The 25293-nt window shown below is 70.9% G+C and carries 15 protein-coding genes and 1 tRNA gene; 4 read left to right on the top strand and 12 right to left on the bottom strand.

Going from position 1 to position 25293, the window contains the following annotated elements; translation table 11 throughout:
• From AB0F29_RS40150 to AB0F29_RS40140, 3 genes are all read left to right on the top strand, one after another.
• Positions 1-4686, top strand: coding sequence for a DEAD/DEAH box helicase (locus AB0F29_RS40150; protein ID WP_361883562.1), 4686 nt, complete (start codon positions 1-3; stop codon positions 4684-4686).
• Positions 4687-4871: 185 nt separating this feature from the next.
• Positions 4872-5780 carry a DNA-formamidopyrimidine glycosylase family protein gene (locus tag AB0F29_RS40145; RefSeq protein WP_361883559.1) on the top strand — a complete coding sequence of 303 codons (909 nt, stop codon included), beginning with the start codon at positions 4872-4874 and terminating at the stop codon, positions 5778-5780.
• A gap of 36 nt (positions 5781-5816) precedes the next feature.
• Positions 5817-6581: an SDR family NAD(P)-dependent oxidoreductase gene (locus AB0F29_RS40140; RefSeq protein ID WP_361883556.1), complete on the top strand. Its 765-nt coding sequence runs from the start codon at positions 5817-5819 to the stop codon at positions 6579-6581.
• On the opposite strand, the gene AB0F29_RS40135 is transcribed toward AB0F29_RS40140, so the two are convergent.
• The 11 genes from AB0F29_RS40135 to AB0F29_RS40085 all read right to left on the bottom strand — a co-directional run bounded on the left by AB0F29_RS40135 (position 6529) and on the right by AB0F29_RS40085 (position 21881).
• On the bottom strand, positions 6529-6843 hold the full coding sequence (locus AB0F29_RS40135; RefSeq protein WP_361883553.1) for a hypothetical protein: 315 nt from the start codon (positions 6841-6843) through the stop codon (positions 6529-6531). The two genes, AB0F29_RS40140 and AB0F29_RS40135, sit on opposite strands and share 53 nt — an antisense overlap.
• 160 nt (positions 6844-7003) lie before the next feature.
• The gene (locus AB0F29_RS40130) at positions 7004-7195 is read right to left on the bottom strand and encodes a CsbD family protein (RefSeq protein ID WP_026291192.1); all 192 of its coding nucleotides are present in this window, start codon (positions 7193-7195) and stop codon (positions 7004-7006) included.
• Positions 7196-7247: 52 nt separating this feature from the next.
• Positions 7248-7718: a DNA starvation/stationary phase protection protein gene (locus tag AB0F29_RS40125; RefSeq protein ID WP_215108431.1), complete on the bottom strand. Its 471-nt coding sequence runs from the start codon at positions 7716-7718 to the stop codon at positions 7248-7250.
• 255 nt (positions 7719-7973) lie between these two features.
• Positions 7974-8357, bottom strand: coding sequence for a helix-turn-helix transcriptional regulator (locus AB0F29_RS40120; RefSeq protein WP_003965837.1), 384 nt, complete (start codon positions 8355-8357; stop codon positions 7974-7976).
• Positions 8358-8451: 94 nt separating this feature from the next.
• The gene (locus tag AB0F29_RS40115; protein WP_361883548.1) at positions 8452-8976 is read right to left on the bottom strand and encodes a CinA family protein; all 525 of its coding nucleotides are present in this window, start codon (positions 8974-8976) and stop codon (positions 8452-8454) included.
• Positions 8973-9782: a CDP-diacylglycerol--glycerol-3-phosphate 3-phosphatidyltransferase gene (gene pgsA / locus AB0F29_RS40110; protein ID WP_361883545.1), complete on the bottom strand. Its 810-nt coding sequence runs from the start codon at positions 9780-9782 to the stop codon at positions 8973-8975. Before pgsA ends, AB0F29_RS40115 begins: the two co-directional genes overlap by 4 nt.
• Positions 9779-11260 carry a 30S ribosomal protein S12 methylthiotransferase RimO gene (rimO, locus tag AB0F29_RS40105; RefSeq protein WP_361883542.1) on the bottom strand — a complete coding sequence of 494 codons (1482 nt, stop codon included), beginning with the start codon at positions 11258-11260 and terminating at the stop codon, positions 9779-9781. The genes pgsA and rimO overlap by 4 nt, the downstream gene beginning before the upstream one ends.
• Before the next feature lie 165 nt (positions 11261-11425).
• A complete protein-coding gene (locus AB0F29_RS40100; RefSeq protein WP_361883539.1) occupies positions 11426-12226 on the bottom strand; it encodes a RodZ domain-containing protein in 801 nt (266 codons plus the stop codon).
• 303 nt (positions 12227-12529) lie between these two features.
• Positions 12530-15346, bottom strand: coding sequence for a DNA translocase FtsK (locus AB0F29_RS40095; RefSeq protein ID WP_361883536.1), 2817 nt, complete (start codon positions 15344-15346; stop codon positions 12530-12532).
• Between the two features lie 141 nt (positions 15347-15487).
• A complete protein-coding gene (locus AB0F29_RS40090; protein ID WP_018961813.1) occupies positions 15488-16171 on the bottom strand; it encodes a response regulator in 684 nt (227 codons plus the stop codon).
• Between the two features lie 244 nt (positions 16172-16415).
• Positions 16416-21881: a HAMP domain-containing protein gene (locus tag AB0F29_RS40085; protein ID WP_361883533.1), complete on the bottom strand. Its 5466-nt coding sequence runs from the start codon at positions 21879-21881 to the stop codon at positions 16416-16418.
• A gap of 400 nt (positions 21882-22281) precedes the next feature.
• On the opposite strand from AB0F29_RS40085, the gene AB0F29_RS40080 reads away from it, so the two are divergent.
• Positions 22282-24909, top strand: coding sequence for a SpoIIE family protein phosphatase (locus AB0F29_RS40080; protein WP_361883530.1), 2628 nt, complete (start codon positions 22282-22284; stop codon positions 24907-24909).
• Positions 24910-24961: 52 nt separating this feature from the next.
• Here the strand turns inward: AB0F29_RS40080 and AB0F29_RS40075 are convergent.
• A tRNA-Thr gene (locus AB0F29_RS40075) sits at positions 24962-25034 on the bottom strand.
• Positions 25035-25293: the final 259 nt, after the last annotated feature.

Raw genomic sequence — 25293 nt, 5'->3', positions numbered from 1 at the left:
ATGACCGGATCCGCGCTCGACGCGTTCTCGCCCGCGACCCGCAGTTGGTTCGGCGGGGCTTTCAGCGCACCCACCGCGGCGCAGGAGGGCGCCTGGCGGGCCATCGGCGAGGGCAGCGATGTCCTGGTCGTCGCGCCGACCGGTTCCGGTAAGACACTGGCCGCGTTCCTCGCCTCGCTGGACCGGCTGGCGGCCGAGCCCCCGCCCGCCGACGCGAAGAAGCGCTGCCGGGTGCTGTACGTGTCCCCGCTCAAGGCCCTCGCGGTCGACGTCGAGCGCAATCTCCGCTCGCCGCTGACCGGCATCCGCCAGGAATCGGTGCGCCTGGGCCTGCCGGAGCCGGAGGTGCGGGTCGGCATCCGGTCCGGAGACACCCCGCCCGCCGAGCGGCGCTCCATGGTGACCAGGCCGCCGGACATCCTGATCACCACGCCCGAGTCGCTGTTCCTGATGCTGACGTCCTCCGCCCGGGACGCGCTGGCCGGCGTCGAGACGGTGATCCTCGACGAGGTGCACGCGGTCGCCGGCACGAAGCGCGGCGCCCATCTCGCCCTGTCCCTGGAGCGTCTCGACGAGCTGCTGCCGCGTCCCGCCCGCCGCATCGGCCTGTCCGCGACGGTGCGGCCGGTCGACGAGGTGGCCCGCTTCCTGTCGCCGCAGCGCAAGGTGGAGATCGTCCAGCCCCGGTCCACCAAGGAGTTCGACCTCTCGGTCGTGGTCCCGGTCGAGGATCTGGGCGAGCTGGGCGGCTCGCCCGCCACTGGCGGTGACTCCGGCCAGGCGGACAAGCCCTCGATCTGGCCGCATGTCGAGGAGCGCATCGCCGATCTCGTGCAGTCGCACCGCTCCACCATCGTCTTCGCCAACTCCCGGCGGCTGGCGGAGCGGCTGTGCAACCGGCTGAACGAGATCGCGTACGAGCGGGCCACCGGCACCGCGTTCGACCCCGACAACCCGGCCCCCGTCCTCCCGGAGGCGCACGCCCCCGCCGAGATCATGGCCCAGTCCGGTGCGGGCAAGGGCGCTCCCGCCCTGCTGGCCCGCGCCCACCACGGCTCGGTCTCCAAGGAACAGCGGGCCCAGGTCGAGGAGGATCTCAAGGCGGGCCGGCTGCCCGCCGTGGTGGCCACCTCCAGCCTGGAGCTGGGCATCGACATGGGCGCGGTCGACCTGGTGATCCAGGTGGAGTCCCCGCCCTCCGTCGCCTCCGGTCTCCAGCGGGTGGGCCGGGCCGGACACCAGGTGGGAGCGGTCTCCACCGGGGTGGTCTTCCCGAAGTACCGCGGCGATCTGGTGCAGGCCGCCGTCGTCACCGAGCGGATGCGGACAGGGGCGATCGAGGCGCTGCGCATCCCGTCCAACCCGCTGGACGTCCTCGCCCAGCAGCTGGTCGCCATGGTGGCGCTGGACAGCTGGCAGGCGGACGACCTGCTGGCCCTGGTCCGCCGGGCGGCCCCGTTCGCCTCGCTTCCCGAGTCCGCGTTCACCGCCGTGCTCGACATGCTCGCCGGACGCTATCCCTCCGACGCCTTCGCGGAGCTGCGCCCCCGGGTCGTGTGGGACCGCGTCGGGGGCACGGTCACGGGCCGCCCCGGGGCGCAGCGGCTCGCCGTCACCTCGGGCGGCACCATTCCCGACCGAGGGCTCTTCGGAGTCTTCCTCGCCGGGGCCGACCCGAAGAAGGGCGGCGGCCGGGTCGGCGAGCTGGACGAGGAGATGGTCTACGAGTCCCGTGTGGGCGACGTCTTCACCCTGGGCACCACGTCCTGGCGGATCGAGGACATCACCCGGGACCGGGTCCTCGTCTCCCCCGCCCCGGGCGTTCCGGGCCGGCTGCCGTTCTGGAAGGGCGACCAGCTGGGTCGTCCCCTGGAGCTCGGGCGTGCCCTGGGAGCGTTCCTCCGTGAGATCGGCGGACTGTCCGAGGAGGACGCCCGGCTGCGTCTGCTGGCCGCCGGGCTCGACGCCTGGGCGGCGGACAACATCCTGGCCTATCTGGACGAGCAGCGCCGGGCCTGCGGTCATGTCCCGGACGACCGGACGATCCTGGTCGAGCGGTTCCGGGACGAGCTGGGCGACTGGCGGGTCGTCGTGCACTCCCCCTTCGGCGCCCAGGTGCACGCCCCCTGGGCGCTCGCGCTCTCCGCCCGCCTCGGTGAGCGCTACGGGATGGACGCCCAGGTGATGCACGCCGACGACGGGATCGTGCTGCGGCTGCCCGACGCGGACATGATGGGCCTGGATCTGCTCGATTTCGATGCCCCGGGGCCCCCGGACACCGAGCATGGCGGACCCGCGCCCGGAGCCGTGGCGTACGACAGCGACCAGCCCCCGGTGGCGGCCGCCGACGTCGTCTTCGACCAGGGCGAGGTCCAGAGAATCGTCACCGACCAGGTGGGCGGATCGGCCCTGTTCGCCGCCCGGTTCCGGGAGTGCGCCGCGCGCGCCCTGCTGCTGCCCCGGCGCTCCCCCGGCAAGCGCACCCCGCTCTGGCAGCAGCGCCAGCGGGCCTCCCAGCTGCTCCAGGTCGCCTCGGAGTTCGGCTCGTTCCCGATCGTTCTGGAGGCGGTCCGCGAATGCCTCCAGGACGTGTTCGACGTCCCCGGGCTCACGGAACTGATGGGCGACCTGGAGGCACGCCGGGTCCGGCTGGTCGAGGTGACCACCCAGGAACCCTCGCCGTTCGCCCGCTCGCTCCTCTTCGGTTACGTGGCGCAGTTCCTGTACGAGGGCGACTCACCCCTCGCCGAGCGGCGCGCCGCCGCCCTCTCCCTGGACTCCCATCTCCTCGCCGAACTGCTGGGCCAGGCGGAGCTGCGCGAACTGCTCGACCCCGAGGTCCTCACCGAGCTGGAGCGGGAGCTGCAGTGGCTCACCGAGGACCGGCGGATCAAGGACGTCGAGGGGGTCGCCGACCTGCTGCGTGTGCTCGGTCCGCTCACCGACGCCGAGCTCGCCGAGCGGGGCGCCGAGCCGTCCTGGGCACCGGAGCTGGCGTCGGCCCGCCGGGCGATCCAGGTCCGGATCGCCGGGGCCGATCACTGGGCGGCGATCGAGGACGCGGGCCGGCTCCGCGACGCCCTGGGCACCGCGCTCCCGGTCGGCGTTCCCGAGGCGTTCACCGAGCCGGTGAAGGACCCGCTCGGTGACCTCCTCGCCCGCTTCGCCCGGACGCACGGCCCGTTCACCGCCGCCAGGGCCGCCGAGCGCTTCGGGCTGGGCACCGCCGTCACCGACGGAGCGCTGCAACGTCTCTCGGCCTCCGGCAGGACCGTCCAGGGGGAATTCCACCCGGCGGGCATCGGCCAGGAATGGTGCGACGCCACGGTGCTGCGCCGGCTGCGCCGCCGTTCGCTGGCAGCGCTCCGCCAGGAGCTGGAGCCGGTGCCGCCCGCGGCCCTCGCCTCCTTCCTCCCCCAGTGGCAGCACTTCGGCTCCAACGGTCTGCGGGGCATCGACGGGCTGGCTCGCGCCGTCGAGCAGCTCCAGGGCGCTCCCGTTCCCGCGTCGGCGCTGGAGAAGCTGATCCTGCCGAGCCGGGTCTTGGGCTACACCCCGGCGATGCTCGACGAGCTGACGACCACGGGCGAGGTCGTCTGGGCCGGGACGGGAGCCCTGCCCGGCAAGGACGGCTGGGTCTCCCTCTACCTCGCCGACAGCGCGCCCCTGCTCCTGCCTCCGCCGCACCCGCTGGAGCTGTCGGCGCTCCACGAGTCCGCGCTCACCACGCTCTCCGGCGGGTACGGCCTCTTCTTCCGGCAGATCGCCGACCAGGTCCGGGCCACCACCCACCCGGACTGCACGGACCAGCAGCTGGCCGACGCGCTGTGGGACCTGGCCTGGGCCGGGCGGCTCACCAACGACACCCTGGCCCCGCTGCGTTCGCTCCTGGGCTCGGGCCGGACGGCGGGCTCCACCGCCCATCGCTCCCGGCGCAGCGTCCCGCGCGGGCGCTACGGCTCGCTCACCGCCGCCGCCCGCCCCGCGTCCCGGACCGGCCCACCGACCGTCTCGGGCCGCTGGTCCCTGCTGCCCCCGGCCGAACCGGAACCGACCCACCGTGCCCACGCCCTGGCCCGGACCCTCCTCGACCGGCACGGCGTGGTGACCCGCGGCGCGGTGCAGGCCGAAGGGGTGGAGGGCGGCTTCTCCGCGACGTACCGCATCCTGGCCGCCTTCGAGGACAACGGGCAGGCACGGCGCGGCTATGTGGTCGAGGGGCTCGGGGCCGCCCAGTTCGCGATCGACGGCGCGGTGGACCGCCTGCGTGCGGCCTCCACGGCCCGCGACCGTCGGGATCCGGACTCCGCACCCCAGGCTCTGGTGCTGGCCGCGGCCGACCCGGCCAACGCGTACGGCGCCGCCCTGCCGTGGCCCGAGTCCCCTGACGGCGCCGGACACAAGCCGGGCCGCAAGGCGGGGGCGCTGGTGGTGCTCGTCGACGGCGAGCTGACGCTCTACATGGAGCGGGGCGGGAAGACTCTCCTGGCGTGGCCGCCCGACCCCGAGGCCCCGGCCCTGCGGGCGGCGGCCGAGGCCTTGGCCGCCTCGGCCCGCGCCGGCGCCCTGGGCACGGTGACGGTGGAGCGGACGAACGGCGTCTCCTCCCTCACCTCGCCGCTGGGCCGGACGCTGGAGTCCGCCGGGTTCCTCGCCACTCCGAGAGGCCTGCGCCTGCGCGCCTGATCCGAGCCACCGACGCTCCGAGGTGCCGTCCCCGACCGTTCCGGGCCCGGCATCTCGACGGACGGCGCCTCGGCCGAGGGCACCTGCCCCGTCGGTGACGTCACCGACCCCGGGGCGGACGCCACCCGACCCGACGGTGGGCCGGACCATCGCACGAACGCCCCGGCGCGGCCCATCATGGAGGCATGCCCGAAGGAGACACCGTCCTCCAGACCGCCACCCGGCTCCACGAAGCGCTGGCCGGGCTGGTGCTGACCCGGTCGGACCTGCGCGTCCCCCGCTTCGCCACCGCCGACCTCTCCGGCCGGACCGTCCTGGACGTCACCGCCCGCGGCAAGCACCTGCTGACCCGCGTCGAGGGCGGCCTGACCCTGCACAGCCACCTCCGGATGGACGGCGCCTGGAAGGTGTACGCCCGGGACGAACGCTGGCGGGGCGGCCCGGGGCACCAGATCCGCGCGATCCTCGCCAACGCGGAGTACACCGCGGTCGGCTACCGGCTCCCGGTGCTGGAGCTGCTGCGCACCAGCGAGGAGGACCGGGCCGTGGGCCACCTGGGCCCTGATCTGCTGGGCCCCGACTGGGATCCCGGCCTGGCCCTGGACCGGCTGCTCGCCGCGCCGGAGCGCCCCCTGGGCGAGGCACTCCTGGACCAGCGCAATCTGGCGGGCATCGGCAACGTCTACAAGTGCGAGCTGTGCTTCCTGGCCCGCGTCACGCCGTGGCTCCCCGTGGGCGCCCTCCCCGACGGCGCGCTCCTCCGGCTCGTCACGCTCGCCGAGCGACTGCTGCGCGCCAACCGCGACCGCCCCACCCGCACCACGACGATCACCGCCGAACTCCGCACGCCACCGAACCCGCCGAGCCCGCCCGCCACAGCACCCCCACCGAGCACCCCGGCCACCACACCGACCCCGACCCCGGCCCCCGCCCGCCCACGCGCCCGGCCGTCCGTACGCGTACAGGAGCGGCTGTACGTCTACGGGCGGGCCCGTCGCCCCTGTCTGCGCTGCGGAACCCCGATCCGTCTCACCGACCAGGACGACCGCCCCACCTACTGGTGTCCCGGTTGCCAATCGGGACCGACCCCCTAGTTGACGACCCGTCAGATACGGTCGTACGGTCCCGTCATGCCTCTCTCCGCGTACGACCTCACGGGCCGCGCCGCGTTCATCACCGGCGCGGCGAGCGGCATCGGGCGGGCGAGCGCCCTCCTGCTCGCGGAGGCCGGGGCGACGGTGTACTGTGCGGACCGTGACGAGACGGGGCTGCGCCGGACATCCGACCTGATCACCGAAGCGGGCGGCAGCGCCCGGACCCACCCTCTCGACGTCACCGACCGCGACCAGGTCCGTGCGGCCGTCCGCGCGGCCGGGCAGCTCGACGTCCTGGTCGCCTCGGCCGGGATCATGCACACCAGCAGCGTGCTGGAGACGCCGGACGAGGACCTGGACCGCGTGCTGGCCGTCAATTTCCGAGGGGTGCTGTACGCCTGCCAGGAAGTGGCCCGCTCCATGACGGCCCGCTCGACCCCCGGCTCGCTGATCACGCTGGCGTCCGGCGCGGTGGACTCCGCGAGCGCGGGCCTGCTCTGCTACAGCGTCGCGAAGGCCGCCGTGGTGCAACTCACCAAGACGCTCGCCACGGAGCTGGGGCCTCACGCCATACGGGTGAACGCCGTCGCACCCGGCTGGATCCGTACGCCCATGACCGGCCGGCACGACGCCTCGGGTCAGCACCGGGCGGAGGCGACGATGGCCCGGATCTCCCCGCTGGGCCGGGTCGGCGAACCGGAGGACGTCGCCCATACCGTGCTGCACCTGGCCTCGGACGCCTCGGCCTTCATGACCGGTCAGATTCTCCGGCCGAACGGCGGCGTCGCCATGCCTTGGTAGACCACCGCCGCGCCAACGAACCCAACGAGCCCGACGGCCCGAACAGACCCGACCACCCCGGCCGCCCCGACGGGCTCACCGGCCGCACCGGGGTCACCGCCCCGACCGTCGCGACATGGACCGGCAGCAGACTCAGCCCCCAGCCCCCAGCCGCCACCGCCCCCTCCACCAGCCCCGCCTGGTCCGGACGCAGCACCAGCCGGAGTACCGCCCACCACCACAGTCCGCCGAGAACCAGCGCCGGCACCCATCGCCGTATCATCGCTGCCTCCCGCGGCCGACGTCCTTTCCGGCAGTTTCCCCTGGCAGCGGCCGTGGTGCATCCAGAACGCCCGGCCGAGGGGTCACCCACACGGAGAAGTGCCCCCGCCGAAACGGCGGGGGCACTCGGACCTCGGGGCAGTGGCTCCGAAGGCTCAGGACTACTCGTCGTCGTCCCGGCGGAGGGAGTCCTTCACGCCCTTGGCACGGTCGCCGACTCCGCCCGCCGCGTCCTTGGCGCCGCCCTTGGCCTGATCGGCCTTGCCCTCGGCCTCCTTGCGGCGGTCGCCGGTCAGCTTGCCGACAGCCTCCTTGCCCTTGCCCTTCATCTTGTCCATGGCTCCGTCACTCATGATGTCGCTCCTTCTGTTCGGGACGTACAGCGGTCACCGGTCGGGCGCCGGTTCAGGCGCTTTCCGCTTGGAACATCCACGCGTGCTTCTCGAGCTCCGCCGTCAGCCCGATCAGCAGGTCCTGGGTGATCGGATCCGGTGCGTCGGTCGCCTCGATGCGCTCCCGCATCCGGCCGATGACCACGCCCAGCGCGTCCACCAGGATCCGCACGGCGTCGGTGTCCTTGATCCAGCCCTCGGGCACGGACGCGATGGCGGTCTCCTTGGCGACCGTGCCGGAGCGCCCGTCCGGGTTGACCCCGACCGCCGAGGCGCGCTCGGCGACCGTGTCGGAGTGCTGCCGGGCCGTGACGACGACGTCGTCGAGCTGAAGGTGCACGGAGCGGAAGCGTGGACCGACCACGTTCCAATGGACCTGTTTGGCCACCAGGGAGAGGTCGACGAGGTCGACCAGAGCGCCCTGCAGCGCCGTTCCCACGACCTTGAGGTCGCTCTCGGACAACGTGCTCTTGACCACAGACATGTGCGCTACTCCCATCCGTCAGCCGCTTCGCTGACCGTCTCGGTGCATCACCCACGATGGCACATATGAAGCAAAACGGTCATGCGAGCCTTGTCCTCCGTCTGCCCACCCACCGAGGGCTCACACCTGTATGAGGCGCGCGGCCCCCAGGCCGCACGGAAGAATCGGCGGTCATGTGGACGTCGAACGCGGAAGTCCCGGCCGACCCCGGTAGGGGCCGACCGGGACTCCGGTCGAGCAACTGTGCCGCGTGGATCAGGCGGCGACGACGTCCACCGCTTCCGCGGGCGCCTTGATGGTCACCCGGCCCGACGGCACACCTGCGACCGACGAGACGGAGACGGAGTTGAGCATGGGACGAACCGGTACTGGGACCGGATCACTGGCAGCTGCCGACTCGGCCAGCTCAGCGAGCGAGAGCTCGTCGCTCACTTCACGCATGAGCTCGGACATCCGTACGTCAAGCGCGTCGCAAATCGCGGAGAGCAGCTCGGAGGATGCCTCCTTCTGCCCCCGCTCCACCTCGGAGAGATAACCGAGCGAGACCCGGGCGGACGAGGAGACTTCGCGCAGAGTACGGCCTTGGCGCTGGCGCTGCCGACGCAGCACGTCACCCAGCAGGCGACGGAGCAGAATCATCGGTGGCTCCCTCCTCGGACCGCGTAGCCGCATCCTTCACGCCCTACCGTACCGCCTTGTGCTGCGGCCGTGCCGGGAGCGATGACGTGTTCACTCAGGGCTGCAAACATCCATTCCCCCCGGTCTGTTCCGTATCCTGTGCCCGCGCATTCTCACCGAGTTCGCTTGCGAGCAGTTGGAGGGCGCCTCGCACACTCTCACTACGGATATCCGCCCTCTCACCATTCAACCGCAGAGCCGTCACTTTCTCGATGCCGGAGGGCCCGGCCACGGCGACGTACACCGTGCCGACCGGCTGCCCGTCCTGTGGTTCCGGTCCCGCGACCCCCGTGGTGGAGACGCCCCAGTCCGCGTCGAGGACCCGGCGCACGCCGGCCGCCATCTGCAGCGCGACCTCGGGGTCCACCGCTCCGCGTTCCGCCAGCAGGCCGCCGTCGACGCCCAGGACGTCCCGCTTCAGGGGGGTGGCGTAAGCCGTCACCGATCCGCGGAAGGACCGGGAGGCGCCGGGTACGGAGGTCAGGTCGGCGGCCACCAGGCCGCCCGTCAGCGATTCGGCGACGGCGAGCGTCTCGCCCCGCGCTCCGAGAAGCCGGAGCACCCGGGCAGCGGCTGTCACCGCTCGGCCTCCGCGGCGTCGCGCGCCTCGGCAGTACCGCGTACGTCCTTCGCGCCGGCCACGGCGTCGGCGGCCGGACCGGCGTCGGCAGCGGTGCCGACGGTGGCCCGAAGGGCCTCCGCGGCCCGCTCGGCCGCGGCGGCCCGCTCGGCGGCGGCGGCCCGCTCGGCGGCAAGGCCCTGGCGACGCAGGACGACGGCCTGACGTACGTAATCGAGTCCGGTGACGACCGTCAGCACGACGGCGACCATCATCACCCAGAAGCGCAAGGTGGCCAGGGGCCCGGTGAGCACCAGGACGTACATCCCGGCCGCCGTCCCCTGCGCGAGCGTCTTCAGTTTGCCGCCTCTGCTGGCCGGGATCACCGCATGCCGGATGACCCAGAACCGCATCAGCGTGATGCCCAGCTCACGGGCGAGGATCACCCCGGTGATCCACCACGGCAGATCGCCCAGGACGGACAGCGAGACCAGCGCCGCGCCCATGATCGCCTTGTCGGCGATCGGGTCGGCGATCTTCCCGAAGTCCGTGACCAGGTTGTACGCCCGCGCCAGATGACCGTCGAACAGGTCGGTGATCATCGCGACGGCGAAGGCCGCCCAGGCGAGCGCGCGCCAGACCGGGTCGTATCCGCCGTCGTGGAACAGCAGCAGGACGAACCCGGGCACGAGCAGCAGCCGCACCATGGTCAGGATGTTGGCGATGTTCCACAGGCTGGCCTGGTTGACGGCCGCAGTGCCCAGCTTGCCGCCGCGGACCGGCTTCGCGCCGGAGCCGCCTGCCGCGGATGCCGGGACTCCGGTCATCTGGCTACCTCCGCAAGCTCATGGTGTTCGGCCACCAGGTCGACGCCCTCGGTGCCCACTGCCTTTGCCTCGACCATACGGCCCGGCACGAGACCCTCGCGTGTGGTGAAGACCACCTGGCCGTCCGTTTCGGGGGACTGGTGCGCCGCGCGCCCGATCGCGACCTCGCCGTCCTCCTCCGAGTCCACGGACTCCACCAGCACCTGGAGGGTCTCGCCGACGCGCTCCTCGGCCCGCTGCGAGGTCAGCTCCTCGGCCAGCTGGGAGATGTGGGCGAGGCGCTCCGCGACGGTGTCGGCGTCGAGCTTGTTCTCGTAGCCGGCCGCCTCGGTGCCCTCCTCGTCCGAATACCCGAAGACGCCGATCGCGTCGAGGCGGGCGCCGGTGAGGAAGCGTTCCAGCTCGGCGAGGTCCGCCTCGGTCTCGCCGGGGAAGCCGACGATGAAGTTGGAGCGGGCGCCGGCCTGGGGGGCCTTGCTCCGGATGGTGTCCAGGAGCTCCAGGAAGCGGTCGGTGTCGCCGAAGCGGCGCATCGCGCGCAGCACGCCGGGGGCGGAGTGCTGGAAGGAGAGGTCGAAGTACGGGGCGACCTTCGGGGTCGAGGTGAGGACGTCGATGAGGCCCGGGCGCATCTCGGCGGGCTGGAGGTAGCTGACCCGGATCCGCTCGATGCCGTCCACGTCGGCCAGCTCGGGCAGCAGGGTCTCCAGGAGGCGGATGTCGCCGAGGTCCTTGCCGTAGGAGGTGTTGTTCTCGGAGACGAGCATGACCTCCTTGACGCCCTGTTCGGCCAGCCAGCGGGTCTCCTGGAGCACGTCCGAGGGACGCCGTGAGATGAACGAGCCGCGGAAGGAGGGGATGGCGCAGAAGGAACAGCGGCGGTCGCAGCCGGAGGCGAGCTTCACCGAGGCGACGGGGCTGGTGCCGAGCCTGCGGCGCAGCGGCGCCCGCGGCCCGGAGACCGGTGCGACCCCTTCGGGGAGGTCCTCGGGCGCGGGGGCGGGCGTCTCCTGGGCGTGGCCGGGCAGCGCCACGGCGGCGTCCTGCCGCTCGGCGGGGCTGATCGGCAGCAGCTTGCGGCGGTCGCGCGGGGTGTGCGAGGCGTGGACGCCGCCGTTGAGGATGGTCTGGAGCCGGTCGGAGATGTCGGCGTAGTCGTCGAATCCGAGGACGCCGTCCGCCTCCGGCAGGGCCTCGGCGAGGTCCTTGCCGTAGCGCTCGGCCATGCAGCCGACGGCGACGACGGCCTGGGTGCGGCCGTGATCCTTCAGATCGTTGGCTTCGAGCAGGGCGTCGACGGAGTCCTTCTTGGCGGCTTCGACGAACCCACAGGTGTTGACGACTGCGACATCCGCGTCGGAGGCATCCTCGACGAGGTCCCAGCCGTCCGCTGCCAAGCGGCCTGCAAGCTCCTCCGAGTCCACCTCGTTACGGGCGCATCCAAGAGTGACAAGGGCGACGGTACGGCGTTCGGGCATGGACTCAAGACTACTTTGTCGCGGCGGCCCCCCTGCCGTGCAGGGTTGCCTGCCCTCTCCGCTGTTACTCCCCGTAGCAGGCGGTCCGGGCCGGGGAACGCCGACGGGCGCCCGGCGCGATGCCGGACGCCCGTCGGGACGTGTGCGGAAGCGGAGGGCGGCGGATCAGCCGGCCTCGGGGTCGCCCTTGGTGTAGGAAAGCCGTTCGACCTGGCCCGGACCGAAGCGGTCCTCGACCTGCTTGCCGTTGACGAAGAGCTCGATCGCCCCGGCGTCGCCGAGGACGAGGTCGATGCGCTCCTTGTCCTGGAAGGTCTTGGACTCACCCTGGAGCAGCAGGCCGTCGAAGAGCTGCCGTCCGTTGTGGTCCTTGGCCGAGATCCAGCTCTTGCCCCGGTCCGCGCTGAGCTTGACCGTCACCTTGTCCCGGGGGGCGGCGGCGATGGCGCTCTCGGAGGGCACGGGCTTGGGGTCGGAGGGCTTGGTGGCGGTGGGCTTGGCCGCGGTCTTGTCGGGCTTGGAGCCCTCCGCGATCTGCGCGGTGTTCGAGGGTTCGTCCTCGCCGCTGAAGAGCGTGAAGCCGACGAAACCGACGACGGCGACGATGGCCGCGACCATGGCGGCGGTCCAGTTGGGCCGCCGGGGTTCGGAGCGGATGCGTTCCGCTTCGAACAGCGGAGCCGCGGGGGTCGGTGCGGGACGGCCGCCGTGATCGGCGTCGTACTCCTCGACCAGCGGTTCCGGATCGAGGCCGACGGCACGGGCGAGCGTGCGGATGTGGCCTCGGGCGTAGACGTCGCCGCCGCAGCGGGAGAAGTCGTCCTGCTCGATCGCGTGCACGATGGGGATGCGCACCCGGGTGGAGCTGCTGACTTCCTCGACCGTCAGAGCCGCGGCGATTCGAGCCTGCTGAAGGGCACGACCGATCGAAGGCCGGTCGTCTTCGGGGGAGTTGCCGATGGACACGGGGGCGCCTTTCGAGCGTGAGCCACCTGCTGGATGTTCAGTCTAGGGGGGGTACGAAAGGGAGGGGCAACCGGGAGGGACGACTTTGTACGCCATCGGGTTCGCCGGACGGCCCCGCCGCCGGCTCCGGGGCGGAGCGGGGACGGAGCACAGCCCCGATCGAGGACTGGTCAACCTGTAGTGGGCCGAACGGGGTGGGAGTACGGATGAGGTGACGACGGAACGAGCTGTGGGGAGGAGCACGGTTCCGTCCCTCCCTTCAACTGGACGTACGACCGTACGAAACGGTTGCCCACAAAAACTTTACGGAGCGGATTCCCCGCGGATGACGGCCAACACCCCGTCGAGCTCGTCGGGTTTCACCATGACGTCGCGCGCCTTGGAGCCCTCGCTGGGTCCGACGATGTTGCGGGACTCCATCAGGTCCATCAGCCGGCCCGCCTTCGCGAAGCCGACCCGGAGCTTGCGCTGGAGCATCGAGGTCGATCCGAACTGGGTGGAGACGACCAGTTCGGCGGCCTGGCAGAGCAGGTCCAGGTCGTCGCCGATGTCCTCGTCGATCTCCTTCTTCTGTTTTGTTCCCACCACGACGTCGTCCCGGAAGACCGGGGCCATCTGGTCCTTGCAGTGCTGGACGACGGCGGCGACCTCGTCCTCGGTGACGAACGCTCCCTGCATACGGGTGGGTTTGTTGGCGCCCATCGGGAGGAAGAGCCCGTCGCCCTTTCCGATGAGCTTCTCGGCGCCGGGCTGGTCGAGGATGACGCGGCTGTCGGCGAGGGAGGAGGTGGCGAAGGCGAGCCGGGAGGGGACGTTGGCCTTGATCAGGCCGGTCACCACGTCGACCGAGGGCCGCTGGGTGGCGAGCACCAAGTGGATGCCGGCCGCGCGGGCCAGCTGGGTGATGCGGACGATGGAGTCCTCGACGTCGCGCGGGGCCACCATCATCAGGTCGGCCAGCTCGTCGACGATCACCAGCAGGTACGGGTACGGGGACAGCTCCCGCTCACTGCCCTCGGGCGCCTTGCACTTGCCGTTGCGCACCGCGTGGTTGAAGTCGTCGATGTGCCGGTAGCCGAAGTTGGCGAGGTCGTCGTAGCGCAGGTCCATCTCCCGCACGACCCACTGGAGCGCCTCGGCGGCCTTCTTGGGATTGGTGATGATCGGGGTGATGAGGTGGGGGATGCCCTCGTACGCGGTCAGCTCGACGCGCTTGGGGTCGACGAGGACCATCCGCACGTCGTCAGGGGTGGCCCGCACCATGATCGAGGTGATCAGGCAGTTGATGCAGGAGGACTTGCCGGAGCCGGTGGCGCCGGCGACCAGGACGTGCGGCATCTTGGCGAGGTTGGCCATCTCGTAGCCGCCCTCGACGTTCTTGCCGAGCGCCACGAGCATCGGATGGTCGTCCTCGGCCGCGTCCGCGAGGCGCAGAACGTCGCCGAGGTTGACCATCTCGCGGTCGGAGTTGGGGATCTCGATGCCGACGGCGGACTTGCCCGGGATCGGCGAGATGATCCGCACGTCCGGGCTGGCCACGGCGTACGCGATGTTCTTGGCCAGTGCCGTGATCTTCTCGACCTTCACGGCGGGGCCGAGCTCGATCTCGTAGCGGGTTACGGTCGGGCCACGGGTGAATCCGGTGACCGCGGCGTCGACCTTGAACTCCGTGAAGACGTTGGTCAGCGAGGCGACGACCACGTCGTTGGCGGCGCTGCGGGTCTTGCCCGGTCCGCCGCGCTCCAGCAGGTCGAGCGAGGGCAGCGAGTACGTGATGTCGCCGGAGAGCTGGAGCTGCTCGGCGCGGGCGGGCAGGCCCTCGGAACGCTCCGGTGCGGGCTTCGTCAGGTCGGGAACGGCGCCGGACCGGCCGGAGGCGTCACCGCCGGTCATGTCGTGCGCGTCACCGGACCGGCCCGCCCTGCGCCCTGCTCCGGCCTTCCCCGTGCCGTCCCGCTCGGCCTCCCGGGCCCCGGGGACGGGCGTCCCGGTGCGCTCCCGGTCCACGGAGACGCCCTGGGTCAGGTCGGCGACGACCGGCGACGGCGGCATGCCGTTGAGCACGGCCCCGTCGAGCGCGGCGGCCGCGGCAGCGGCGACGTCCACCGCGTCCAGCGGCCGGTTCATCGCGGGCTGCGCGGAGGGCCTGCGGGGCCTCCTGCGCTTGGTGAGCGCTTCCGCCTCCGCCTCGTCGTGGACGGGGTCCTCGTCCGGGCGTCGCGTGCCACGCCGCCGGGTCCGCTCGGGCAGCGCCTCGCGCCACTGTTCGTCGTAGCGATCGTCGTCGTCCTCGTACCCCTCGCCGGCCTCGGGCGCCGGTTCCACGATGCCGAGGCGGACGCCGAGCTGACGCAGCCGCTGCGGAATGGCGTTGACCGGGGTGGCGGTGACGACGAGGAGCCCGAACAGGGTCAGCAGCACGAGCAGCGGTACGGCGAGCACCTCGCCCATCATGAAGATCAGCGGCTTGGAGGTGGCCCAGCCGATCAGCCCGCCCGCGTCCTGCATCGCCTCGGTACCCTCGGCCCGGCCCGGCGACCCCACGGCGATGTGCACCTGGCCGAGGACTCCGACGACCAGGGCGGAGAGCCCGATGACGATACGACCGTTGGCGTCGGGCCGCTCCGGGTAAAGGATCAGCCGCACCGCGACCGCGCCCAGCAGTATCGGCGCGAGCAGGTCGAGCCGGCCGAAGGCCCCGGTCACCAGCATCTCGACCAGGTCGCCGACCGGTCCCTGGAGGTTGGACCAGGTGCCCGCGGCGACGATCAGCGCCAGGCCGAGCAGCAGCAGGGCGAGCCCGTCCTTGCGGTGGGCGGGGTCAAGTCCCTTGGCTCCACGCCCTATCGAGCGGAACAGCGCGCCGACGCCGTGCGCCGCCCCGAGCCAGACCGCCCGCACCAGCCGGTAGACGCCTCCGGTGGGTGACGGTGCGGGTTTGGGCACGGGCTTCCTGGCCGCCGCCTTCTTCGCCGGAGCCTTCTTCGCGGGAGCAGCCGACTTCTTGGGCGCGGTCTTCCTGGCGGGCGCGGCTTTCTTCGCCGGGCCCGGGGTACGGCCGACGCGCTTCGCGGCGCCCGCCGCGCCCTGGGAACCCTTGCCGGACGTACGTGAGGCCATGGTGCCGAGGTTACCGCTGTCGTCGCCCGTGAATACGTTCGCCTACTGGTTCACCCGACCGTGTCGCCCTCGGGGGGCCCGGAACTGACGCCGCCTCACGGCAGCGGCCGACACGGGCCGAGCCGGAGGAGGCGGAGATCGTCAGCTCTGTGCGGGCAGCACGCCCGTACCCCCGCCGGTGCCCGGCTCCAGCGCGTCGAGCGCGCGGCGCAGGCCGGTCAGCTTGCGTTCGAGGTGGGCGGCGGTGGCTACCGCGGCGGCGTCCGCGGATTCGTCGTCGAGCTGCTTGGAGAGCGCTTCGGCCTGCTCCTCGACCGCCGCGAGCCGCGCGGAGAGTTCGGCCAGCAGACCGGCCGGCTCCTTCTCGCGCTCGCCGCCCGCGTGGCCGTCGCCCTCCAACTGGAGCCGCAGCAGCGCGGCCTGCTCGCGGAGCTTGCAGTTCTTCATGTACAACTCGACGAAGACCGAGACCTTGGCCCGCAGGACCCATGGGTCGAACGGCTTCGAGATGTAGTCCACCGCACCGGCCGCGTAGCCGCGGAAGGTGTGGTGCGGACCGTGGTTGATCGCGGTGAGGAAGATGATCGGGATGTCCCGGGTCCGCTCCCGCCGCTTGATGTGCGCGGCTGTCTCGAAACCGTCCATGCCCGGCATCTGGACGTCCAGCAGAATGACCGCGAAGTCGTCCGTGAGCAGCGCTTTGAGCGCCTCCTCCCCTGACGATGCCCGGACCAGTGTCTGATCGAGCGCAGAGAGGATGGCCTCCAGCGCCAGCAGATTCTCCGGCCGGTCATCGACCAGGAGGATCTTGGCCTTCTGCACCATGGCCCGTCCTCCTCGCCCCGGAAATGCACCGGGTGCCGCCCCAGGGGACGACTCCCTTACGCCGTCCGTCCTTGTGCCGGTCATGGTAGCCGCACCCCGCCCGTCACCACACCCTGTCACCGCGATGTCACTGTGCACATACCGCAAACGCGGTTGGAGACCAGAAGGTTCCCCGAGTACGGCGAGTTCACACCCGTTCGAGCACAGTCGGTCAACAACTGATGCCCTTTTCTTCCCATCTCCATCACTCTCCGTGCATCCACTGCTCCATCACCGCAAGCAAGTGATCGGGATCGACCGGCTTCGTCACATAGTCGGAAGCCCCGCAATCGATGGCCTTCTCCCGGTCGCCCTTCATGGCCTTCGCGGTGAGCGCGACGATCGGCAACCCGGCGAACTGCGGCATCCGACGGATCGCGGTCGTCGTCGCGTACCCGTCCATCTCGGGCATCATGATGTCCATCAGCACGACCGTCACATCATCGTGCTGCTCCAGGACTTCGATGCCCTCACGGCCGTTCTCCGCGTACAGCACCGCCAGTCCGTGCTGCTCCAGCACGCTGGTGAGCGCGAAGACGTTGCGGATGTCGTCGTCGACGATGAGGACCTTCTCACCGCGGAAGCGGAACGTCCGCCGGGGCTCCCCCTCCTCCGCCGCCGGCAGGCCCTGCACCTGGCTCTCGCCCTGGCTCCCCTGCGCCTGCACCCACTCCTCCTGCTGCGGGGAGCTCTCCGGGGTGGTCCGGCCGGTCGGCAGCGCGGGCCTGCGGGCCGCGTCCTCCAGGGCCTTGCGCCGCCGCCGGAACATCCCGGCGGAGTTGGCCGGGTCGCCGAACGGAGCCGGCTGGCCCTGCGGGAGTTGGACGTGCCCCATCTCGCCCGCGCCGCCCAGCACCTCGGCGGAACCGGAACCCACCGCGGGGTAGCCCTGGGGCGGCAGTTCGGCCCGATGCAGCGGCAGGTACAGGGTGAAGGTGGATCCGCGTCCCGGCTCGCTCGCCGCGTGGATCTCGCCGCCGAGCAGCCGTGCGATCTCCCGGCTGATCGAGAGACCGAGGCCGGTGCCGCCGTACTTCCGGCTCGTCGTGCCGTCCGCCTGCTTGAACGCCTCGAAGATCACCAGCATCTTGCTGGACGCGATCCCGATGCCGGTGTCCGTGACCGAGAAGGCGATCAGATCGGCGTCCGCGTCCCGCAGCGAACCGGCCTCCAGCAGGTGCTCCCGGATCGCGTTGGGCACATCGGCGCCGGCCGGCCGGATCACCAGCTCCACCGCACCGCCGTCGGTGAACTTCACCGCGTTGGAGAGCAGGTTGCGCAGCACCTGCAGCAGGCGCTGCTCGTCGGTGTGCAGCGTCGCGGGGAGCTCCGGCGACACCCGTACGGAGAAGTCGAGCCCCTTCTCCGCGGTGAGCGGGCGGAAGGTCGCCTCCACGTAGTCGACCAGCTGGACCAGCGCGATCCTGGTCGGGCTGACGTCCATCTTGCCCGCCTCGACCTTCGACAGGTCAAGGATGTCGTTGATCAGCTGGAGCAGGTCGGAGCCGGCTCCGTGAATCGTCTCGGCGAACTCCACCTGCTTCGGCGAGAGGTTGCCCTCGGCGTTGTCCGCCAGCAGCTTGGCGAGGATCAGCAGCGAGTTCAGCGGCGTACGCAGCTCGTGCGACATGTTCGCCAGGAACTCCGACTTGTAGCGCATCGAGACCGCGAGCTGCTCGGCCCGCTCCTCCAGCACCTGCCGCGCCTCCTCGATCTCGGTGTTCTTCACCTCGATGTCGCGGTTCTGCTGGGCCAGCAGCTCGGCCTTCTCCTCCAGTTCGGCGTTGGACGCCTGGAGGGCCTTCTGCCGGTTCTCCAACTCCTGCGAGCGGTCACGCAGCTGCTCGGTCAGCTCCTGCGACTGCTCCAGGAGCTTCTCGGTCTTGGTGTTGACGCTGATCGTGTTGACGCTCGTCGCGATCATCTCGGCGAGCTGGTTGAGGAAGTCCCGCTGGATATGCGTGAACGGCTGGAAAGAGGCCAGTTCGATCACGCCGAGGACCTTGCCCTCGAAGAGCACCGGCAGCACGATCACATGCGCCGGAGGAGCCTCGCCCAGCCCGGAGGAGATCTTCAGATAGCCCGGCGGCACGTTGTCCACCTGGATCGTCCGCTTCTCCTCGGCCGCCGTCCCGATGAGCGTCTCACCGGGCCGGAACGAGGTCGGCATCGAACCCGCGGAGTAGCCGTAACTCCCCCGCATCCGCAGCTCGTACGCGCTGGCCGCACCGTCGTCCGGACCCACCTCGTCCGAGTCGCCAGCGGTCATGGCCAGGAAGAACGCGCCGTGCTGCGCCGAGACCACCGGCGTCAGCTCGCTCATGATCAGCGAGGCCACGTCGTCCAGATCACGGCGGCCCTGCATCAGGCCGGAGATCCGGGCCAGGTTGCCCTTCAGCCAGTCCTGCTCCTTGTTGGCGAGGGTGGTGTCGCGCAGGTTCGCGATCATCGTGTTGATGTTGTCCTGGAGGACCTGGATCTCGCCGGCCGCGTCCACGTCGATCTTCAGGTTCAGATCGCCGCGGGTCACCGCGGTGGCGACGGCCGCGATGGCGCGGACCTGACGGGTCAGGTTCCCGGCCATCTCGTTCACCGACTCGGTGAGGTCGCGCCAGGTGCCGTCGACGTCCCGCACCCGCGCCTGACCGCCCAGCTGCCCCTCGGTGCCCACCTCGCGGGCGACCCGGGTCACCTGCTCCGCGAACGAGGACAGCTGGTCGACCATCGTGTTGATGGTGTTCTTCAGCTCCTGGATCTCACCGCGCGCGTCGATGTCGATCTTCTTGGTCAGGTCGCCCTTGGCGATGGCGGTGGTGACCGTGGCGATCTGCCGCACCTGGCCGGTCAGATTGGAGGCCATCGAGTTCACGGACTCGGTGAGGTCCTTCCACGTACCGGCGACTCCCGGCACCCGCGCCTGGCCGCCCAGCTCGCCTTCCGTACCCACCTCGCGGGCCACACGCGTGACCTCGTCGGCGAACGAGGACAGCGTCGTCACCATCGTGTTGACCGTGTCGGCCAGCTCCGCGACCTCGCCGCGCGCCTCCACGGTGACCTTCTTCGTCAGATCACCGTTGGCGACCGCCGAGGAGACCCGGGAGATGTTGCGCACCTGGCTGGTCAGGTTGTTGGCCATCAGGTTGACGTTCTCGCTGAGGTCCTTCCAGATGCCGGTCGCCCCGCGCACCCGCGCCTGACCGCCGAGAATGCCCTCGGTACCCACCTCGCGGGCCACGCGCGAGACCTCGTCCGCGAAGTTCAGCAGCTGGTCGACCATCGTGTTGACGGTCGTGACCAGTTCCAGGATCTCGCCCTTGGCATCGACGGTGATCTTCTTTGAGAGATCGCCCTTGGCGACCGCGGTGGTGACCTCGGCGATGTTGCGGACCTGGAGCGTCAGGTTGTTCGCCATGCCGTTGACGGACTGGGTGAGGTCCTTCCAGGTACCGGAGACACCCTGGACCTCGGCCTGACCGCCGAGGATGCCCTCCGTACCCACCTCGCGGGCGACCCGCGTCACCTGCTCCGCGAAGTTGGACAGCTGGTCCACCATCGTGTTGAGGGTGTTCTTGAGCTCCAGGATCTCGCCCCGGGCGTCCACGTCGATCTTCTGCGACAGGTCACCGCGCGCCACCGCCGTGGCGACCTGCGCGATGTTACGGACCTGAGCGGTGAGGTTTCCGGCCATACCGTTCACCGAATCGGTGAGATCGCGCCACACTCCGGCCACGCCGGGCACCTGCGCCTGACCGCCCAGACGACCGTCCGTACCCACCTCACGGGCCACCCTGGTGACCTGGTCGGCGAAGGCGGACAGCTGGTCGACCATCGTGTTGATGGTGTTCTTCAGCTCCAGGATCTCGCCCCGGGCGTCCACGTCGATCTTCTGCGACAGGTCGCCCCGCGCCACCGCCGTCGTCACCTGCGCGATCTGCCTCACCTGAGAGGTGAGGTTGCCGGCCATGAAGTTGACGGAGTCCGTGAGTTCCTTCCACGTACCCGACACACCGTCCACGCGCGCCTGACCGCCGAGGCGGCCCTCGGTGCCCACGTCCCGGGCCATCCGCGTCACCTGGTCGGCGAAGCTGGACAGCTGCGCCACCATCGTGTTGACGGTGTTCTTCAGCTCCAGCATCTCCCCGGCCACGTTCACGGTGACCTTCTGCGACAGGTCACCGTTCGCGACCGCTGTGGTGACCTGCGCGATGTCCCGGACCTGACCGGTCAGGTTGCGGAACGCGGTGTTCACCGAGTCGGTGAGGTCCTTCCACGTCCCCGCGGCCCCCGGCACCTCGGCCTGGCCCCCGAGCCGGCCCTCGACGCCGACCTCCCGGGCCACCCGGGTCACCTCGGAACCGAACGACTGGAGCTGGTCCACCATCGTGTTGACGGTGTTCTTCAGCTCCAGCATCTCGCCGGCCACGTCGACCGTGACCTTCTGCGACATGTCACCACTGGCCACCGCCGTCGTGACCTGCGCGATGTCGCGCACCTGGGTCGTCAGGTTCCGGAAGACCGTGTTCACCGAGTCGGTGAGGTCCTTCCACGTCCCGGCCGCGCCCGGCACCTGCGCCTGACCGCCGAGCAGTCCCTCGCCACCGACCTCGCTCGCCACCCGCGTCACTTCGTCCGCGAAGGTGCGCAGCGTCTCGGTCATCTGGTTGATCGTCTCGGCGAGCTGCGCGACCTCGCCGCGCGCGCTCACCGTGACCTTCTGGGTCAGGTCACCGCTGGCGACCGCTGTCGTCACCTCGGCGATGCCGCGTACCTGAGAGGTGAGGTTGCCCGCCATCGTGTTGACGGAGTCGGTGAGGTCCTTCCACACGCCTGCCACACCCGGCACGGTCGCCTGACCACCCAGCTCGCCCTCCGTACCCACCTCACGGGCGACGCGTGTCACCTCGGAGGAGAACGAGGACAGCTGGTCGACCATCGTGTTGACGGTGTTCTTCAGCTGGAGCATCTCACCGGCCACATGGACGGTGACCTTCCGCGACAGATCACCCTTGGCAACCGCCGTCGTCACCAGCGCGATGTCCCGCACCTGGGCCGTCAGCCGGTACGCCATCGTGTTGACGGAGTCCGTGAGGTCCTTCCAGGACCCGGACATCCCGCGCACCTGCGCCTGGCCACCGAGTTTGCCCTCGGTGCCCACCTCGACGGCGACCCGGGTCACCTGCTCGGTGAAGACCGACAACTGGTCGACCAGGTTGTTGACCGTACGGGCGACCTTCAGGAACTCGCCGCGCAGCGGCCGGACCGTCTCGTCCGTCGTGTGCGACCGCAGCTCCATCCGCTGCTCCAGATCACCGTCGGCGACCGCCGACAGCACCCGGCCCACTTCGGAGACCGGTCGCGCCAGATCGTCGACGAGCTCATTGGAGGCGTCGATCGCGGCGGCCCAGGAACCCTCGCAGGCCCCCGTCTCCAGCCGCTCCGTGAGCTTTCCCTCCCGGCCGACGACGCGCCGCACACGGGCCAGCTCGCCGGTGAGATGAAGGTTCCGGTCGGCGACCTCGTTGAAGACCGCGGAGATCTCCGTCATCACACCGTCGCCGGAGACGGTGAGCCGTCGGCGGAAGTTGCCGTCGCGCATCGCCACGAGCCCCGCCAGCAGTCTGTTCAGAGCTGCCGCGTCGACCTCGACGGTGCCATTGCGCTGTTTTTTCACGGACTGTCCGCCTTTTGTACGCGCCTTCGAACCCTGCGCCGCCACGCCAGACTCCACCGTGTCCCTCCCGCAGGGGTTGACCGTTTCACTCGGGCCTATAAGGAAGCTTGCCCAGTTCCACTTTGGCTCACCGCCACAGCACACCGTCAACGGGCGACCGGGCGGACGTCAAATCGTTGCAACGTACCAGGCCGGAACCGGTCGGCGGGCAACCTGTCCCGGTTGCCCCCCATCCCTTGCACCCGGAGTCCATACTTGTGCGCCCGCGCACCACTACAAGACCGTCCTGTCCCGATCTCGGCCCTCGTGTAACCGGCACCCTTGACGAACGTCTAGCCTGGCAAGCGAATCGAAGCGGCGATAAACGGGCACAGGACTCGGGAAAGCGACGAGACACCATATGGGGAGTGCTGTGATCACCGCGCGCGCGGCCGCCACCTTCGAACCGGTCGGGCGCTCTGTCGCGACCGCCCGCGCCTTCGTCCGGGACACGCTCCAGGGGTGGGGCTACAACGATGTCGTCGACGACGCCGTCGTCCTCACCAGTGAACTCGTGACCAACGCCGTCGTGCACGCGGGGACGGCGGCCGACGTGCTGTGCCTGCGCAGCGCGGACGGCGTCCGCGTCGAGGTCGCCGACCACTATCCGGAACGCGAGGTCCCGCTCCAGAGCAACGGCCTCGACTTCGGCAGCCCCGACCGCGAGAACGGCCGCGGTCTGCTGCTCTGCGCCGCACTGGCCTCCCGCTGGGGTGTCGAGTACTCCCCCACCCGTAAGCACGTCTGGTTCCAGCTGGACCTGCCCGACCGGCCCGTGGGCATCCGCTCCGCCGGCCCGGTCCTGCCCACCTCTCTGCTCCCCGTCACCGACCAGCGCGTGCGGGTCGCCGTCGTCCAGATCGACAGCGCCGGCGCGATCAGCGCGTGGAACGACGACGCCGCGTACGTCTTCGGGCACACCGCGGAACAGGTCACCGGCAAGCAGTTCACCGACTTCGTGGCCTGGCCGCACACCCCGGGGACCAACACCGGCATCGCCGACGCCCTCCAGCTCTCCCGCTGGGAGGGAAGCTACGGAATCCGCGGCGCCGACGGCCGGACCATCGCCGTCTACTCCTCGCACCTGCGGGTCCGCGACACCGACGGCGAACCCTCCACGGTCTGTCTCCTCGTCCGCGACGACGAGCGTGCCGTTCTCCAGTCCCCCGTCCGCGCCCCGGTCTCCGACGCCTCCTCCGACAACCGCACCGCGGACCCGTTCGAGGTGTTCATCGGCTCCCCGGCCCCCGACGATCTCGACGGCCTCCTCCAGCGGACGGTCGAGCGGGCACGCGACATGCTCGACGCCGACGCGGCGTTCCTCCTGCTCGCGACGGACGACGAGACGGAGCTGGAGGTCCGCGCCACGACGGGCCTCCCCTCGGCCCGCCAGCGCTTCGCCCGGGTCCCCGTGGAAGCCGGGACGGGACGCTACGGCTCCGCCCGGATGCCCGCCGTCCACGAGGACCTCACGGCCGTCCCCGGCGCCGTGCCCCTGCTCACCGACACCGGGATGCGCTCGGTCGTCACGGTCCCGCTGAAGGTCGAGGGCCGCCTCACCGGCTCCCTCGGCGTCGCGGCGGAAGCGGCGGACCGCTACACCAACGAGGAGGCCCTGCGCCTCCAGTTCGCGGCGGACCGCATCGCGCTGGCCGTGGAGTCCGCCCGACTGGGCGAGCTGGAACGGCTGCGCCGCGGCTCCCTGTCCTTCCTCGTCGAGGCCTCGGACCTGTTGGCCGGCACGCTCGACCGGGATCAGACCCTCGCGCTCATGGCCCAGATGACGGTCCCGACGCTCGCCACCTGGTGCGCCGTCTACACGATCGCGGACCAGTCCTCCGAGCCGTACCTCTCCTACGTGCTCCACGAGGACGAGGACCTCATCGACGGGCTCAAGGCCCTGCTCTCCAAGATCGCCCCGCCGGATCCGGTACCGACCCCGGGCGCCCGTGTCTGGGCCGCGCCCTCGGAGGCCGGTCACCGTGCCGCGCTGACCACCTCGACCCGCAGCCTGCAGCACGACGCGCCGCTGAGCATGAGCACGGCCACCCGCACCATCCTCGCCACGGCCCAGGCCGTCGGCGGCGAGACGGTGGTCCTTCCGCTGGTCGCCCGCAACCGCGTGATCGGCATGCTGACGCTCGGGAAGCCCTCGGACGACCACTTCCGCCAGGAGATCCTGGAACTGGCCGAGGACCTCTCCCGCCGGGCCGCCCTGGCCCTGGACAACGCCCGCCTGTACTCGGAGCGCATGGCGATCAGCCAGTCCCTCCAGCGCAGCCTGCTGCCCCCGGGCCTCCCCGACGTGCCGAACGTCGAGATCGAGGTCATCTACCGCGCCGCGGGCGAGGGCAACGAGGTCGGCGGCGACTTCTACGACGTCTTCCCGATCAGCGACGGGGCATACGGCTTCGCCATCGGCGACGTCTGCGGTACCGGGCCCGAGGCCGCCGCGGTCACAGGCCTCGCCCGCCACGCCCTGCGCCTGCTGGCCCGCGAGGGCTTCGGCGGTCCGGCGGTCCTGGAGCGCCTCAACGCGGCGATCCTCGACGAGGGCGCCCGCAGCCGCTTCCTGACCCTCCTCTACGGCGAGCTGTGGCCCCAGGAGGACGGCAGCGCCCTACTGAAGGTCGTCTGCGCCGGCCACCCGCTGCCGCTACGCCTGCGCCAGGACGGCTCCGTCGAGTCCGCCGCGGAACCGCAGCCCCTGCTCGGCGTCATCGAGGACCTCGACCTGTACGAGCAGGAGGTCGTCCTCAACCCGGGCGACGTCCTGCTGTGCGTCACGGACGGCGTCACCGAACGCCGCGAGGGAAGCCGCATGCTGGGCGACGACGGCCTCGCGGACGTTCTGTCGACCTGTACGGGCCTGACGGCCGGAGCGGTCGCCTCACGCATTCTGCGGGCCGTGGAACGCTTCGCGGCGGAGCCGGCCTCGGACGACATGGCGATCCTCGCCATGCGCGTCCCGGAACCGCCCCGCTTCTGACCCTCAAAGCGAAAGGCCCCCGCCAGTGGCGGGGGCCTTTCGCTTTTCTCTGAGCCCCAATGCGGAATCGAACCGCAGACCTTCTCCTTACCATGGAGACGCTCTACCGACTGAGCTATTGGGGCCTCGTTGCGCTGTGGCAACGAGGTAAACCATACACGGGATCCGGGGATGCTCATAATCCCGGCCGGCCGGAGTCGCGGCTCTGGGGCGCCCCTCGTACGCGCGGGTCATGCCGGTCACGCGGGTGGCTCGGGTGGAGTGGGTGCATGGTCGCGGATAGGTCCGTGAACGCAGAAAAGCCCCGTGCCACAAGGCACGGGGCTTTCCCGGAAAAATTGTTCGGCGGCGTCCTACTCTCCCACAGGGTCCCCCCTGCAGTAC

Source organism: Streptomyces sp. NPDC026589, assembly GCF_040638385.1.
In the GTDB taxonomy this organism is placed as follows: Bacteria; Actinomycetota; Actinomycetes; order Streptomycetales; family Streptomycetaceae; genus Streptomyces.
Note: the sequence above shows the minus strand (reverse complement) of the source record. Positions and strands in the feature narration are given on the sequence as shown.